The organism is Cohnella sp. WQ 127256 (assembly GCF_024519285.1).
Classification (GTDB): Bacteria; Bacillota; Bacilli; order Paenibacillales; family Paenibacillaceae; genus Cohnella.
Genome location: NZ_JAMZCY010000003.1, coordinates 67,292 through 82,456 on the forward strand (window position 1 = coordinate 67,292; position 15,165 = coordinate 82,456).

The 15,165-nt window shown below is 48.0% G+C and carries 12 protein-coding genes; 11 read left to right on the forward strand and 1 reads right to left on the reverse strand.

Going from position 1 to position 15,165, the window contains the following annotated elements:
* Positions 1 to 65: 65 nt before the first annotated feature.
* On the forward strand, positions 66 to 1,085 hold the full coding sequence (locus M1K58_RS10495; RefSeq protein WP_256758802.1) for an ABC transporter substrate-binding protein: 1,020 nt from the start codon (positions 66 to 68) through the stop codon (positions 1,083 to 1,085).
* 115 nt (positions 1,086 to 1,200) lie between these two features.
* Entirely contained in the window at positions 1,201 to 4,002 is a 2,802-nt protein-coding gene (locus M1K58_RS10500; RefSeq protein WP_256758803.1) for a glycosyl hydrolase family 95 catalytic domain-containing protein, read from the forward strand.
* A gap of 89 nt (positions 4,003 to 4,091) precedes the next feature.
* Here M1K58_RS10500 and M1K58_RS10505 read toward each other — a convergent pair whose 3' ends face one another.
* The gene (locus tag M1K58_RS10505; protein ID WP_256758804.1) at positions 4,092 to 4,952 is read right to left on the reverse strand and encodes a DeoR/GlpR family DNA-binding transcription regulator; all 861 of its coding nucleotides are present in this window, start codon (positions 4,950 to 4,952) and stop codon (positions 4,092 to 4,094) included.
* Between the two features lie 202 nt (positions 4,953 to 5,154).
* Between M1K58_RS10505 and M1K58_RS10510 the strand changes: the two genes are divergently transcribed.
* From M1K58_RS10510 to M1K58_RS10550, 9 genes are all read left to right on the forward strand, one after another.
* Positions 5,155 to 6,399 (forward strand): apurinic/apyrimidinic endonuclease family protein, encoded by a 1,245-nt coding sequence (locus tag M1K58_RS10510; protein ID WP_256758805.1) that lies wholly within the window; start codon positions 5,155 to 5,157, stop codon positions 6,397 to 6,399.
* Positions 6,396 to 7,889, forward strand: a complete 1,494-nt coding sequence (locus tag M1K58_RS10515; protein ID WP_256758806.1) for a rhamnulokinase — start codon at positions 6,396 to 6,398, stop codon at positions 7,887 to 7,889. The genes M1K58_RS10510 and M1K58_RS10515 overlap by 4 nt, the downstream gene beginning before the upstream one ends.
* A gap of 2 nt (positions 7,890 to 7,891) precedes the next feature.
* Positions 7,892 to 8,734: a class I fructose-bisphosphate aldolase gene (locus tag M1K58_RS10520; protein ID WP_256758807.1), complete on the forward strand. Its 843-nt coding sequence runs from the start codon at positions 7,892 to 7,894 to the stop codon at positions 8,732 to 8,734.
* Between the two features lies 1 nt (position 8,735).
* Positions 8,736 to 9,902, forward strand: coding sequence for a Gfo/Idh/MocA family protein (locus M1K58_RS10525; RefSeq protein ID WP_256758808.1), 1,167 nt, complete (start codon positions 8,736 to 8,738; stop codon positions 9,900 to 9,902).
* Positions 9,903 to 10,108: 206 nt separating this feature from the next.
* Positions 10,109 to 11,116 (forward strand): zinc-dependent alcohol dehydrogenase, encoded by a 1,008-nt coding sequence (locus M1K58_RS10530; protein WP_256758809.1) that lies wholly within the window; start codon positions 10,109 to 10,111, stop codon positions 11,114 to 11,116.
* Positions 11,117 to 11,128: 12 nt separating this feature from the next.
* On the forward strand, positions 11,129 to 11,956 hold the full coding sequence (locus tag M1K58_RS10535; protein ID WP_256758810.1) for a sugar phosphate isomerase/epimerase family protein: 828 nt from the start codon (positions 11,129 to 11,131) through the stop codon (positions 11,954 to 11,956).
* A gap of 19 nt (positions 11,957 to 11,975) precedes the next feature.
* Positions 11,976 to 13,304 carry an extracellular solute-binding protein gene (locus M1K58_RS10540; protein ID WP_256758811.1) on the forward strand — a complete coding sequence of 443 codons (1,329 nt, stop codon included), beginning with the start codon at positions 11,976 to 11,978 and terminating at the stop codon, positions 13,302 to 13,304.
* A gap of 89 nt (positions 13,305 to 13,393) precedes the next feature.
* Positions 13,394 to 14,269, forward strand: a complete 876-nt coding sequence (locus M1K58_RS10545) for a carbohydrate ABC transporter permease (protein WP_256758812.1) — start codon at positions 13,394 to 13,396, stop codon at positions 14,267 to 14,269.
* Entirely contained in the window at positions 14,266 to 15,108 is an 843-nt protein-coding gene (locus M1K58_RS10550) for a carbohydrate ABC transporter permease (RefSeq protein WP_256758813.1), read from the forward strand. The genes M1K58_RS10545 and M1K58_RS10550 overlap by 4 nt, the downstream gene beginning before the upstream one ends.
* Positions 15,109 to 15,165: the final 57 nt, after the last annotated feature.

Consider the following 15,165-nt stretch of genomic DNA (forward strand, 5'->3'; position numbering starts at 1 on the left):
AGGGTATGGTCTTCGTTCACGAAGATGATATAGATTAAACCAATCCACTGAAGGGGAGAGTTACCATGAAAAAGAGTCATAAAGGTTTGTCTGTAGCCACGCTTTTGCTAGCTGGTATCATGACTGTTACTGCATGCGGAAAAAATTCAAATGAGAACACAAGCCCGTCTCAAGAAGCAAGTAAGGCGCCAGCTGCATCGAAAGCAGCAGTTTCAGAGACAATGTACATCCCGATTATTTGTAAAGGCTTCCAGCATCAATTCTGGCAAGCGGTTAAGATTGGGGCAGAGAAAGCAGCTGCGGAATTCGGTGCTGAAATTTCGTTCGAAGGACCGGAAACGGAAGAACAGGTTGACAAGCAATTAGAAATGTTGCAAGTTGCACTAGGCAAGAAACCTTCTGCAATCGGGTTTGCGGCTCTAGATAGCAAGGCTTCTATTCCGCTCCTGCAGCAAGCGAAAGACAGCAATATTCCGATTATCGCATTCGACTCGGGCGTGGACAGCGACATCCCAGTGACGACAGCGTCAACGGACAACAAAAAAGCTGCAGCTCTCGCAGCGGACAAAATGGCTGAATTGATCGGCGGGAAAGGCGAAATCGCTATGGTTGTCCATGACCAAACGAGCCGCACGGGCGTAGATCGCAGAGACGGGTTTAAGGAGCAAATCGAATCCAAATATCCCGACATTAAGATCGTCGATCTTCAGTACAGTGGTGATCCGCTGAAGGCAACGGATATTACGAAAGCTATCCTCCAGGCGCATCCGACCCTCAAAGGGATCTTCGGATCAAACGAAGGGGCTGCGATCGGCGTAGTTAACGGTGTTAAGGAAGCCAATATGGTCGGCAAAATAACGGCTATCGGATTCGACTCCGGTAAAGCACAACTGGACGCGGTTCGTGAAGGCCTTCTCGCCGGTTCGATCACCCAAAATCCGATCGGTATCGGTTACGAAACCGTCAAAGCGGCCGTAGCGGCAATCAAAGGCGAGCCGGTAGAGAAAAATGTGGATACGGGCTTCTACTGGTATGACAAAAACAACATCGACGATGCTGAAATCAAAGCCGTTCTTTACGAATAATTTGTTGCAGGAAAGCCTGCCGGAATAAATAACGGCAGGCTTTCTTAAAAAACGCAATGAATACGCTTACATGAATGAAATGCGAAAATCTGAATTGAAATAAGGAGGAACAGGGATGATTCGCAATAAAGGTTGGAAACAACGCTTCGTGAGTTTAACGGCGGCAAGCAGCTTGGTGGTTGCGTGCTTATTTGTAGCTCCAACGGCGGAGGCTAGTCCAACATCGCACTCGTTCGATACAAGCGGTGGTAAATTGAATGTGGATTATGCGTCATATTTGTCCAAAAACGATCTCGTATTTAATTCTCCAGTTACAAATTCCAAAAGCGGAATGACGATAGGAAACGGCCGTGTAGGCGCACAAGTGTGGAATACGGCCGGTGGCCTTACGATGCAGTTACAAGGTGTAGACGCTTCTCAACACGGCTGGGCTTCGCAAGGACTGGTCAACCTATACTCCAATCCTGGCTTCGATTCAAGCTATTCTAGTTATCAGCAAAGACTATCGTTATATGACGGCATTTCAACGACTAAGTACGACAATAATCGAACGATCACAATCATGGGCTCTCCGAACTCCGAAGTCATGGGAATCCACGTGGATGATTCGCGGACCGGTGTGTCGAACGTAACGCTTGATCTAAGCTTATGGGATGTCAGTACGCTTAGTAATGGCGGCGACGTGCCAGACCTCAATACTTGGAAGACGGTAACGACCTTTGTGGATCCAACTGTTGTAGGTTTCAGCCGTGGACAGACCGATGCGGGCAAATTCGGCTACACAATGGCCGCAACGGTGGAAGGAGCAAGCTTCACGACCCAATCCGCGGGTGGCAGTAAGGTTCGTTTGAACATTACTCCGACCTCAAGCTACACGATATGGATTTCTGTCGCAAGCCGGATCAATGCGCCGGGCAACGATTCAGTTACACAAGCCAAGAGTTTGCTTAACAGCGTTAAGAGTGCTGGGTATGCAACGACATTGAATAACTTCAAAAACTGGTGGCACGATTTTTGGAATAAATCTTTTGTTCAATACTCTAACGCATCGGGAGACGCCGACTATCTCGAGAGCTTCTACTATTTAAGTACTTATATGATTGCGGCAGGAAGCTATGGGAATTACCCGAGTCATTTCGTTAACGGTGCTTTTAGCGGCGTGAATGACGACGATGCAGGCAAATGGGGACATGCCTTCTGGTATTGGAACCAGCGGGATCTCTATCATTCGTTCCTCGCATCAAACCATGCAGAGATCGTGAATATGTTTAACAATTTGTATGCTCGAAACTTCAATACGCTCAAGTCGTATACGATGACCCGATATGGGATCGACGGTATTTGGCTGCCTGAGACAATGGGATGGGACGGCAATGCCAGACATACGATTAATAGCGATTACACACAGGACATTATGTCGACCAGCGCAGAAGCTGCGTTAAATATGTACGCGCAATACAAATACACTAATGATGCTAGTTATTTAAGCAATACAGCGTATCCATTCATGAAGGAAGCGGCGAAATTCATGTCGGCGAAGCTAAGTTATAATAGCGGAACAGGCAAGTACTATATGGCTTCTTCTAATTCGCACGAACAGCATTGGGACGTACAGAATGCGATCGTTGACTTAGTGGCCGTAAGAGCGCTATTTCCCGTCGCAATTCAAGTCAGTCAACAGCTCGGTCTAGACAGCACCTTACGCACGCAATGGCAGAACATTCTGAACAACTTAGTTGCGTATCCTGTAGATCCGAATGACTCCACTAAGTATTTCCCGCATACTCCACCCCTTTCGCAGAACCGGAATAATGAAAATGTAATCCTCGAACTGGCTTGGCCATATTCTGTTACCGGTATTGGCTACTCAGATCAGCAAATGCTCGTTAACAACTTTAATAGTCGGCCATATCCTTATGGGGGAAACAACATTTGGGATCCAGCTCCGATTCAAGCAGCAAGATTGGGTCTTGGCGACGAAGCGTATTTGGGTATGAAGATGATGATCCAACGCTACCAAGATCTTTCAAACGGACGCACGACGAATACGAATGGCGAATTTGAATACATGGGCGTGAATTTAATTGCAATGAACGAGTCATTGCTTCAAAGCTATGATGATAAAATACGTGTATTCCCAGGACTGCCGAGTGACGCGACGATGAATGCGAAATTTACCCTGCTTGCGAGCGGCGGATTCTTGGTTAGCTCGGAGAAAGAAGCCGGAGAGATTAAGTATGTGGGCATCCGGAGTCAATTCGGTAATTCAACCGGGATCGTTAATCCATGGGGTACGCAGCAGGTTCAGGTTAGAAGACTATCGGACAACGCGATCATCTTGACGACTTCTAGCAATCTATTCAATATCTCGACGGCGGCAAACACGAATTATATCGTCGAAAGATCAGCCAAACCGCTTGGAAGCTACAGTTTTGCACAACTAACCGGTACGGCGAATCAAGGGACTAAGACGATCACGATAAACGGAGCGCAAAGATCGCTGGGCAACGGAACAGTTGCGAGTGGTGTGCCGATCGGTCAGATGATTGCTTTCACAGCGATTATTAATGGTAAATTCGTTTGTGCTGATTCTGCAGGCGCAAGCCCTCTTATTGCCAATGCACCTGCGGCAGGTGGATGGGAACAATTCACTGTTGTCGATGCTGGAGGCGGAGCGATCGCGCTCAGAGCAGCAGTTAACAATTTGTATGTGACGGCCTCCTCTTCTGCAAGCTTGATCGCAAATTCTTCAACGATTGGAACAGCACAGAAGTTTATATGGATTAATAATAGCGATGGCACTTTCTCTCTCCAAGCCGTAGTGAACAACCAATACGTTTGCGCAGAAAACGCAGGTGTAGCAGCATTGATCGCAAATCGGGCCTCTATTGGTCCATGGGAGAAATTCCAACGGTAATCATACCCTAAATGAAAAGCGGTTATCACACCCGAATTAGGTGTGGTAACCGCTTTTAAGCTTGCATGAATGGACAGAGTCGGAAGGGCTTAATGATCGATAACCTTAAGCCCGGCTTCTCTAAGTTTATTGATGTACTCGGGGTCTGCCTGACTATCGGTAATCAAGTAGTCGATGTCGCCAATCGGGGCAATTTGAACTAAATCCTTAACGCCCAATTTGCTGCTGTCAACGAGAAAATAGACGGAGTCTGCGATTTCGATCATTCGCTGCTTGACGGAGGCATGCGCCTCGTTGGAATCGCTAAATCCTCTGTCGATGTGAAGTCCGGTGCAAGACAAGAATGCTTTATTGACGTGGTATTCTCTTAAAATCCGTTCCGTGAGGGCACCGTGGAAAGAATAGGATTTACGAAGCAAGTTACCGCCGACGGCGATGACATTAATATGCTCACGGTTGCTTAGTTCGAACGCTACCATCATCGAATTGGTCAGTACGGTTATCGGGATATCGGGGATGATCTTGGCCAAATAGGATACGGACGTACTTCCATCTATCGCGATCGTATCATGGGGTTGAATATGCTTTAACGCGATTTCGGCGATAGCCATTTTGCGTTCTACGTTCGTATGCTCTCTTTCCAAGTGCGGGGTAAGCGACAGGGGTTCCGATAAAGATATTGCGCCTCCGTGTGTCCGTTGCAATTTGCCTGCCTGGCTCAATAGATCGAGGTCTTTACGGATGGTCTCATCCGTTACGCCGAGTAGAGAGCTTAACTCTGCCACCCGCACGCTACCCTGTTGTTTCAGTAGGAATAATATTTTGTTTTTTCGGTCATGTACGGACACGCTGCTCACCTCGGTTTGAAATATCTCTTTAATATAACTACGAAAAAAGCCCGAATCTATTTTGTTTATTTTAATAATATCCAAAGTATACAACTGTAACATAGTCGATTTACTCCAGAAAATCAAGAAGCGGGGACATATTTGGCCAAGAATGACCAAAAAAGCTATGTGTTTTTCAATAAAATCGCGATTATTCTTTGTTTCCTTTAATTAAACAAAGAATATATAATAAAGTATGGACAAAAACAAATAAAAGACCAATAATATAAAAGATATAACCAAGTGAAACGAGGCGGTGTAACGAATGAGTGCGGAGATAAGAGAAAGTGGAAATGCGCCGCAAGATCCCAAATTGTATTTGGTCGTTGATAATTGTTTTGCCTCGAAACGATGGACAAAACCTGCGGAATGGATGACCTTACTGCAATCAATGGACATTTCTTATGTGGAAGCAAGCGCGGATAATGAATGCGATCCTCTGTACATGAGCAAGGAATACTTGGAAAACTGGGTGAGAGAAGTTAATTTCCAAACCGAAAAGACTGGAGTAAGAGTCGCGAATATGTACTCGGGGCATGGAACGTATACGACGCTGGGGTTGGCGCACCATGATATTTCGATTCGTGACCGGATTCAACACGAGTGGATCAAACCCATGGCGAACATCGCTGCAAGCGTGGGTGCGGGATTAGGATTTTATTGTCATGCATTTGCGGACGCCACGCTGCAGATTCCAAGCGTTTACAAAGAAAGAGAAGAGGACTTGTATTCTAGATTAGCGGATATTTCCGTACATTGCCGAGAGTTAGGAATTCGCGCTCCGAGCGTCGAGCAGATGTACACTCCTCATCAAATTCCGTGGACCATCGAAGGTTCTAAGAAATTATTGAAGGAAGTATTCCGCAAGTCCGCTTCTCCGTTCTATTTGACGCTTGATACGGGTCATCAGAGCGGCCAGCATAAATTTCGCAGACCGAAAACGGAGGAAATTCAACTAGAGGCACAACGCAATAGGCAGGATGGCACATTGCGGCCGTTATGGGTGGGTCCGTATGCAGCTTATGAATTGTTCACGGAGATGTGCGTGTCGCCGGTTCATGAGCAAAGTGCTTATATGGATCGCATCAATGAACTTATAGATGGCTATCCGTATTTGTTCGCTGAAGCACATGACAGCGATACATACCGGTGGATAGAAGAGTTGGGAACTTACTCACCTATTCTGCACTTACAACAGACCACGGGGACTTCATCCGCGCATCAACCTTTCACGGAAGCATGTAACAAGGATGGACTCATTTTTGGCGAGCCGCTATTGAGAGCTCTGAAGAAAGCCTACGAAAAGCCTGAAGAAATAGGGATGCCACCCAGATGCGAGGATATCTATTTAACGCTTGAAATATTCTCTGGAACGAGTGAATCTAACAATGATGTATTACGGAAATTGGAAGCATCGATCATGTACTGGAGAAAATATATCCCGCGGGATGGTCTGAAGCTAAGCGAAGCGATACAACTGTTAGGAGAGAGGGATGGGGGAGCGGAATGAGTAGGCTATCAACCGTACTCGCTTTCGACCTTGGCGCGGGCAGCGGGCGAGCCTTCATTGGTGAATTGACTAACGATGAAGGCCAAACTCCAAAGCTCGAGATGCAAGAGATCCATCGATTCCCTAATCCGGCTATTCATGTGGGAGATCATTTGCATTGGGACATTTTGCATCTACTGCATGAGGTGAAGACCGGAATTCGTAAAGCTTATCAAGCGGGTTACCAGCCGGAGACGATTGGAATCGATACGTGGGGTGTTGACTTCGGGTTATTGGATGTGAACGGAGAGTTACTTGGAAATCCCTATCATTACAGAGATCGACAAACCGACGGTATGATTGAAGAAATAACTGCACGTATTGGTGCAAGCGAGCTGTATCAACAAACGGGGATGCAGAACATGCCGTTTAATACGATCTATCAACTCTTTGCGATGAATCAGGCAGGGTCTGTGCATTTAAGTGTTGCACAGCATTTTCTGATGATCTCAGACCTGCTCGCTTATCTACTGACAGGTCGTCGAACAAATGAATACACAATGGCGACAACAACGCAATTGATGCACACAGCTCAACGTGTTTGGAATACGAGCCTTATGGACTCGCTATCGATCCCTTCCCGGATATTCTCCGATCTGATCCAACCCGGTGAGATTATTGGTCCGCTCACGGCGAATGTCTGCGTGGAATTAGGCGTTGCTCCAATCGATGTGATTGCCGCAGCTCATGACACGACCTCGGCTATAGTCGCCATACCGGCAGGAGAGGGGCCCTTCGCATATCTGGTATGCGGCACTTGGAACATGCTTGGAACAGAACTTAAAGAGCCATTAATAAATGCGGAGTCCGCGAAGTTGGCATTCTCCAATGAAGGAGGTGCCTATGGGACCTTTAAGCTGCTGAAATCAATCATGGGGTTATGGATTATTCAGGAATGCAAGCGTGAATGGGAGGAAGCCGGAAACACGATCAGTTATTCTGAACTCGTGCTTCAAGCCCGAGAGGCACCGGCATTCTCATGTTTGATCAATCCAGATGATCTACGGTTCTACTCTCCGCATGGCATGGTGGAAAGAATTCAAGCGTTCTGCCGAGAAACCGGACAATATGTTCCGGTGAGCGAAGGCGAAGTGATACGTTGCGTGCTAGAAAGCTTGGCACTGCGATACCGATATACGCTTGAGGAATTGGAACAGTTAACAGGCAATAGATTCGGTGGCATGCATATGGTCGGAGGCGGTAGTCAGAATGAATTGCTCTGCCAATTGACTGCAAGTGCCATTGGTCGTCCCGTATGGGTTGGACCCATCGAGGCAAGCGCGATTGGAAATGTGCTTACCCAGCTTATTACATCGGGTCATTGTCAGAATCTCGCTGATGCTCGCAGGCTCGTGAAGGAATCTTTTCCAATAATTGTGTATGAGCCTCAAGTAGATTTGCCTTGGGAAGAAGCGTACGTAAGATTTATACAACTATTGGAGAGGTGTTAAGTATGAGTACAAAAGCACGATTGAAACGAATGTTCAGCGAAGAGGGAAAATGCTTCGATGTAGCGATTGATCATGGCTTTTTTAACGAGTACTCCTTCTTGGCTTCTATCGAGGATATGAAGCAAGCCGTCGAGACTGTCGTTCAAGCGAATCCGGATTGTATCCAATTAAGCGTAGGACAGGCAAAACACCTGCAAGATATCCCTGGGAAACATAAGCCAGGACTCGTCCTCCGTACGGATGCTGCGAATATTTACGGCGCACGGTTACCGCGGTTTCTGTTCAGCGAAATTATCGACAATGCAATCGAACACGCCGTACGCCTAGATGCCGTGGCCGTTTGTGTTAACCTGCTGTTATTACCCGACCAGCCGGAGTTGCACCATCAATGCGTTAAAAATGTAATGAAGTTAAAGAGCGATGCCGAGCGGTACGGAATGGTTCTTATGGTCGAACCGCTAGTCATGCTGCCGAATGAGGTCAAGGGCGGATATATGGTGGATGGGGATATCAATAAAATTATGTCGCTCGTTCGCCAAGCCGTCGAACTTGGTGCGGATGTCATTAAAGCCGACCCTTGCGACCATATCGAAGAATATCATCGCGTAATTGAAGTGGCTTCGGGAGTGCCGGTTCTCGTACGCGGGGGTGGACGCGCCTCGGACGAAGAAATTATTACCCGCACCGTTCGACTGATGGGACAAGGGGCATCAGGCATTGTCTACGGACGGAACGTAATCCAGCATCCGGCTCCGGCACGCATGACTAAAGCTCTTATGCAAGTCGTTCATAAAGGGGCGTCAGCAGAGATGGCGTTAGCTATTTTGAACAGAGGTGGAGTGTAAGTTGGCTGTTGAAAAGCTGGAAAAAAAGATTATCCGTTTCGGAGTCATTGGGTGCGGCTTGATGGGCAAGGAATTCGCTAGCGCTGCAGCACGCTGGTGCCACCTTGCCGACGTGAACTTCGAACCTCAGATCATAGCGGTTTGCGATGCTAATCCAGTTGCTTCGGCATGGTTCGTCCACGCGGTAACAAGTGTTAAATACGTGTATGTAGACTACAAGGATATGCTCGCGAATGCTAACATAGATGCGATTTATTGTGCAGTTCCGCATAATTTGCACCAACAAATCTATGAAGATACTATTCGTGCTGGCAAGCATTTGCTTGGAGAAAAGCCGTTCGGAATCGATGAGGAAGCGAATGCGAGCATTCTGCAGACGATTAAGGATCATCCGCAGGTCGTTGTTCGTTGCTCGTCTGAGTTTCCATTCTTCCCAGGCGCGATGCAAATAACGAAATGGGTTAAGGAAGGACGATTTGGTCGCATTATTGAGGTGGAAGCCGGTTTCTGGCATTCCAGCGACCTTGATCCGAGTAAGCCGATTAACTGGAAGCGACGGATTGAGACTAACGGCGAGTATGGTTGTATGGGGGATCTAGGTATCCATGTCTTACATTTACCGCTAAGATTCGGTTGGCAACCGTGTAATGTCAGGGCATTACTCAATAAAATCGTAGAAGAGCGTCCTGATGGCCGAGGCGGAATGGTGCCTTGCGAAACATGGGATAACGCGATTCTTGCTTGTGATGTGCAGACGGTGACGCAGCATTTCCCAATGGTACTGTCTACAAAACGAATTGCTCCCGGACATGCGAACACGTGGTTTATTCGAATTCAAGGCACCGATTTTTCTGCGGAGTTTACGACCAAAAATCCGAAACAGGTCGCATCACTACCTTATGTGCCTGGAGGTGCTCAAGCTTGGCATGTTACGGATGTTCCTTATAAATCGGCATATGACACGATTACGGGAGGAATCTTTGAGTTCGGTTTTTCGGACTCCATTCTACAGATGTGGGCGGCTTTCTGCGATGAACTTGCGAACGGCAGCGAGGGGATGTTGCAACCGTTTCAATGCGTGACTCCGGAGGAAGCGGCGGGAAGTCATGCCTTGTTTACCGCAGCACTAGAATCGAATCGTTCCGGAAGTACGATTCAGTTAAGTTAGAGCCGATTTTGGATTCAAAAAACCGTCAAGCGGCGCAATAGCGCGGATTGATGGTTTTTTAACGTTTCGTATGGATGGAAGGAAAAGGAATGAGGGACCTGGCACAAATCGTTGTTTTAGATAAAAAATCGGTTTTGTGATCAAAGACTTCAAACCGGAAAAGCTCTAAATTAATAATGTAAGCGATAACAAAGGAGTGGACACGATTGATCAATCGCAAAATTATGTTCGTCAGCCCGCAGCAGGTTGAAACCGTAGAAGAAGATTTCAGTCCACCAGTCCTGGCTGATCATGAAGTACTCGTCAAGCTGATTTATTCGCTCATCAGCCCGGGAACGGAGCTGGCGATGTTGTCCGGCAAGGAGGAATGGGCCAAATTGCCGGTTTGTCCGGGCTACGCGAGCGTAAGCCAAGTCGTTGAAGTCGGGAGGGGAGTCGCGGACTTCAAGCCGGGAGATACCGTGTTCCATTACGGAAGCCATTCGGAATATCAAGTGGTATCCGCCAATCATATGCTCATCAAGCCTCCGGCCGACCTTGATTTAAGATGGGTGCCGTTTACCCGGATGGCGACCGTTGCGTTTACGTCGGTGCGCGTCTCCAATATCGAAGTCGGAGATTACGTCAGCGTAACGGGCCTAGGCTTGGTGGGGAACTTGGCCGCTCAGTTGGCTCGTCTTCAAGGAGCTTTCGTCATCGGCGTCGATCTGTCGTCCAAACGAATCGAAACCGCGAATCGATGCGGCGTAGATTACGCGCTTAACGGCGGGAATGGAGGGGTAAAGGAGCAAATCCTGGCATTAACGGGGGGGCAAGGCGTGTCGACGCAGATCGAAGCGACGGGCGTGCCCAAGGTTGGCGTGGAAAGCCTCGAGTGGATCGGGAGCTTGGGGGAGATCGTTTTCCTGGGCAGCCCGCGCGGGGAGTTCAACACGGATGTGACGGACGTTCTGAATTATTGCCATCTTTACAATCGGGGCTGCATTACGTTTAAGGGCGGCCATGAATGGCGGTATCCTATGGAGCCGAACTCGTTCGTGAAGCATTCGTTAGTCCGAAATTCCAAAATCGTGTTTGAATTGATGAAGCAAAACCGATTGCAAATCGAGCCATTGCTAAGCCATGTGATCAAGCCGGAACAGGCGAAAGAAGCTTACGACGGCCTAAGAAACAACAAGGACGACTACAATGGCGTTTTGTTCGATTGGTCCTAGGGGGAATTATAAGTGATTAGAGGATTAACGCGGGCGGGTCTCGGAATTATCGAATCGAATGAGCGCTTTATTTCCGGTGCGGCCCAATTTGGCTTTCAAGCGATCGATCTTAATCCGGTTCATTTTATTCGGGAATGCGGGCTGGACAAAGCGGAGTACTTGCTGGAAAGCAAAGGGGTCATGATCGGTTCCATCGATTTGGATGTCGATTGGCGATCTAGCGAGGAACGATTCCGGGAAGGCTTGAAAGCTCTGCCGGAAGCGGCCGAAGCGGCTAAGTCCTTAGGCTGTTCTAAGTGTTGTACGTACATTTTGCCTTCCACCGATGAGGCTGCCGCTCCTTTCATGGCTGCGGCGACGCGCCGATTGAGGCTATGCGCCGATGTTCTGGGAGCTTACGGCATTCGTCTCGGACTGGAATTCGTCGGTAGTCGGCATTTACGGACGCAATGGGCTAATCCATTCCTATGGACGATGGATGACACGCTCGATTGGATCGAGACGATCGGGTCGCGGAATGTGGGCTTGCTGGTCGATTCCTATCATTGGCATACGAACGGACTGGCGGTAAACGATCTGTTGAAATTAAAGCCAGCGGATATCGTACACGTTCATATCAACGATGCCAAGGCTGGACCGATCGAGAATCTGTTGGATGGCGATCGCTTGTATCCGGGCGAGGGCGTCATCGATTTGCACGGCTTTCTGCAAGGCTTGCAGGCGGCAGGATATTCAGGCGTCGTCGCGCAAGAAGTGTTGGGCTCGTCTTCTTCCGCAAGCATGGAAGAGCTGTTGGCAAGATCCAAGGCAGGATTCGATAAGGCTTTCGCAAATTTATGACATTCGGAGGGGTTCATAAATGTTTATGACAATTAGAAAAATGCAAATGCTTCTGATCGTTCTGCTTATCGTTTCTATCGGGTTAGTCGGATGCGGCAAAAGTTCGTCAACTGGAAATGGCAATGGTAACGGTGAAAAATCCGCGGATAAAATCACGTTGACGATCGGACATTTCGACATTGACGATAACGGCGCTATATTTCGGGATGCCTTGGAGAAGTTCCGCAAGGAGCATCCCGAGGTCAATCTCGTCGAAGAAGCGATTCCGCACGATCCTTACCGAGTGAAAATGACGACGTTAGGCGCCTCGGGAAATTTGCCCGACTTGTTTGTGGCGAACGGCTCGATGCTGCTCGACTACATTCCGAAAGGCTACGTAGGATCGTACAACGAAGCATTGAATCAGGACGCTGAATGGAAAAACGGCTTTCTGCCGAACAGCTTCGACGAATTTACGACCGACGGCCAAATTTACGGCGTACCGACAGCGATGTTCTCCGTTCATGTTATTTACTATAACAAAGAGTTGTTCGAGAAAGCGGGCATCGCTTCGTTCCCGCAAACGTGGGAGGAATTCACTGCAGCGATCGGCAAACTTAAGGACAGCGGGTTAACCCCGATCGCAATGGGCAACAAGTCGAACGTACCGGTCGGCTCGGTCCTGTTCGGCACATTGGCTGACCGCTATACGGGTACGGATTGGTTCAAGGCCATGAAGGAAGGAACGGCGAAGTTTACGGACCCTGAATTCGTAAATGCCTTGAAAGCGCTTCAAGAGTTGTCGAAAATAGGTGCGTTCAATCCTGACATTAACAGCATCGACGGCGATCAGGCGCGGACCTTGTATTTCAACAAGCAAGCGGCCATGATGGTTGACGGCGCTTGGGCGGTCACCAATATTTCCCGCGACGCTCCTGAGGATATTGAGAGCGCGACCGGAATGGCGATTCTTCCATCCGTTCCGGGTGGAAAGGGCGACCCGATGTCCGTTGCGGGTGGTTCCGGCTGGTCGTTGGCATTCAATGCGAAGCTGACCGGAGCGAAGAAAGACGCGGCGATCTCTTTGATCAAGAGTGTGTCCGGCCAGGAGTACGGCAGAGTGAAAATCGAGCATAACGGACAGCCTCCCGTTAAGGTGAAAGAGTATGACCAATCGAAGCTTTCTCCGCTTGCCGTCGATTATTTCAAACTGATGAGCGACAAGAAGTTCTCGCCGATCTACGATATCCAACTTGCTCCGGCATTGGTCGAAGTCATCTATAAGGGAATTCAGGACCTGCTGATCGGAGGCGTCACTCCCGAAGATCTAGCCAAGAAAATCCAAACCGTAAGAGATACGCAGAAATAACAAAGCTGCCGGAAGACTAAGCGATAGCGAAGCCGGGGGAGCACCGCACCCCCGAGCCTCGCTTATCTTTCAGGAGAGGAGTGTATGGTATGAGCAATAGCCGACTTTTCAAGCTGCGAGCCGGGCCGGCGTTTCGTTATTTGGTTCCTATTTTTTCAGTTTACGCATTTACCGTATTGCTGCCATTGCTGATTTCGATGTATTACAGCATACACAATGAAGGGAGCACCAAGTTTGTCGGGCTGCAAAATTACATCGCGCTCGCGAAGGACAATGACTTCTGGTTTGCGCTTAAAAATAACGTCATCATTACTATCTTCGCTGTCATAGGACAGGTCGGAATCGCTTTTGTAATCGCCTCCTTTTTTATGACCAAGCTGCTCAAGCTGGAGGGCTTTCACCGTCTCGTTATCTTTTTACCGGTCGTTCTGGCTCCGGTCGTAACCGGCTACTTGTGGTCGCTAATCTACAACTATCGCATGGGAGTGCTAAACTGGCTATTAAATCTCTTTCATATAGATCCCGTATTATGGCTGGATAATCCCAACTATGTGCTGTATTCGGTATCGGTTCCGCTTGTCTGGCAATATATCGGATTGTATTTCATTATTTTTTTGGCGGGAATGCAAAATATCTCGAAGGAAGTGCTCGAAGCGAGCGAAATCGACGGAGCCACGTGGTTCAAGAAAACGGTGTACGTCATCCTGCCTTTGTTGAAAAACGTAATGAACGTTGCTCTTATTCTCTGTATCACCGGAACGTTGAAAATATTCGATCATATTTACGTCATGACGGGCGGAGGACCCGGCCGAAGCTCGATGGTAATGGCCCAATACGCCTATAACAACGCCTTCACGATGAGTCGATTGAGCTATGGAAGCACGATTTCCATCGGAATGCTTATCTTGTGCGCAATTATCGTTCTAGCAATGTCGAGATGGATTGGCGGTGAGGCGGAAAAATGAAGAAACACACTTCTTTGACGGTAAAACTGGGGTATGCGGGAACGAATTTGATGGTTTTTCTTTTTTCCTTGTCCGCGCTGTTTCCGATCGTCTGGATGCTGTATACGTCTTTGAAAACAAATAAGGAATTCAGCTTAAGCACGATGTCGATTCCTTCAAGCCCGACGTTGGTGAATTATGTGAACGCCTTCAATATTGGAAATATCGGTTCCGCGATTTTCAGCAGCGTGCTCAACACAATCATTACGGTTCCGTTGATCATTATATGCTCATTCGTCATCGGCTATTTTTTTTCCAGAATCGAATTCAAGGGCAAGAAAATCATGATGCTGCTGTTCCTGGCCGGCATGATGATTCCGATTCACGCGCTGCTTGTGCCGCTATTCGTGCAGTTCAAGTGGATGGGGATGCTGGATAATCGGTTCACGCTAATTCTTCCGTATATCGCGTTTAATGTGCCAGTGGCGATTTTCCTATTCGACAGCTTCATTAAAGGAATATCTAAGGAAATTGAAGAGGCAGCTTATATGGACGGAAGCTCCTTCGATTACACAATGTTCAGGGTTATCTTTCCGATCTGTCTGCCGATCATGTCGACGGTTGCGATTCTGAGCATTCTCGGCACATGGAACGAGTTTTCGTTCGCGCTCGTGCTGAATAAATCGTCCGAGCTATTCACGCTTCCGATTTGGCTGACCTTCTTCAGCGGCCAACATACGACGGATTATACGGGCAAAATTGCCGGTCTCGTTATAACCTCGCTGCCTATTATTGTCATGTATTTATTTTTCAGCAAGAAGATTATGACGGGCATGACCGCCGGAGCGGTAAAAGGCTGACAAGGATCGTTGTTTTGGACAAAAAACAAGTGTTGGCGATAAAGACCGGTCGATGTG

What these genes read in the sequence shown, in the direction of transcription:
- M1K58_RS10515 (WP_256758806.1), top strand. Translation starts at nt 6,396, where the DNA reads ATGAGTAGGCTATCAACCGTACTCGCTTTCGACCTTGGCGCGGGCAGC.
- M1K58_RS10545 (WP_256758812.1), top strand. Translation starts at nt 13,394, where the DNA reads ATGAGCAATAGCCGACTTTTCAAGCTGCGAGCCGGGCCGGCGTTTCGT.
- M1K58_RS10550 (WP_256758813.1), top strand. Translation starts at nt 14,266, where the DNA reads ATGAAGAAACACACTTCTTTGACGGTAAAACTGGGGTATGCGGGAACG.
- M1K58_RS10520 (WP_256758807.1), top strand. Translation starts at nt 7,892, where the DNA reads ATGAGTACAAAAGCACGATTGAAACGAATGTTCAGCGAAGAGGGAAAA.
- M1K58_RS10510 (WP_256758805.1), top strand. Translation starts at nt 5,155, where the DNA reads ATGAGTGCGGAGATAAGAGAAAGTGGAAATGCGCCGCAAGATCCCAAA.
- M1K58_RS10540 (WP_256758811.1), top strand. Translation starts at nt 11,976, where the DNA reads ATGTTTATGACAATTAGAAAAATGCAAATGCTTCTGATCGTTCTGCTT.
- M1K58_RS10505 (WP_256758804.1), bottom strand. Translation starts at nt 4,952, where the DNA reads ATGTTACAGTTGTATACTTTGGATATTATTAAAATAAACAAAATAGAT.
- M1K58_RS10500 (WP_256758803.1), top strand. Translation starts at nt 1,201, where the DNA reads ATGATTCGCAATAAAGGTTGGAAACAACGCTTCGTGAGTTTAACGGCG.
- M1K58_RS10495 (WP_256758802.1), top strand. Translation starts at nt 66, where the DNA reads ATGAAAAAGAGTCATAAAGGTTTGTCTGTAGCCACGCTTTTGCTAGCT.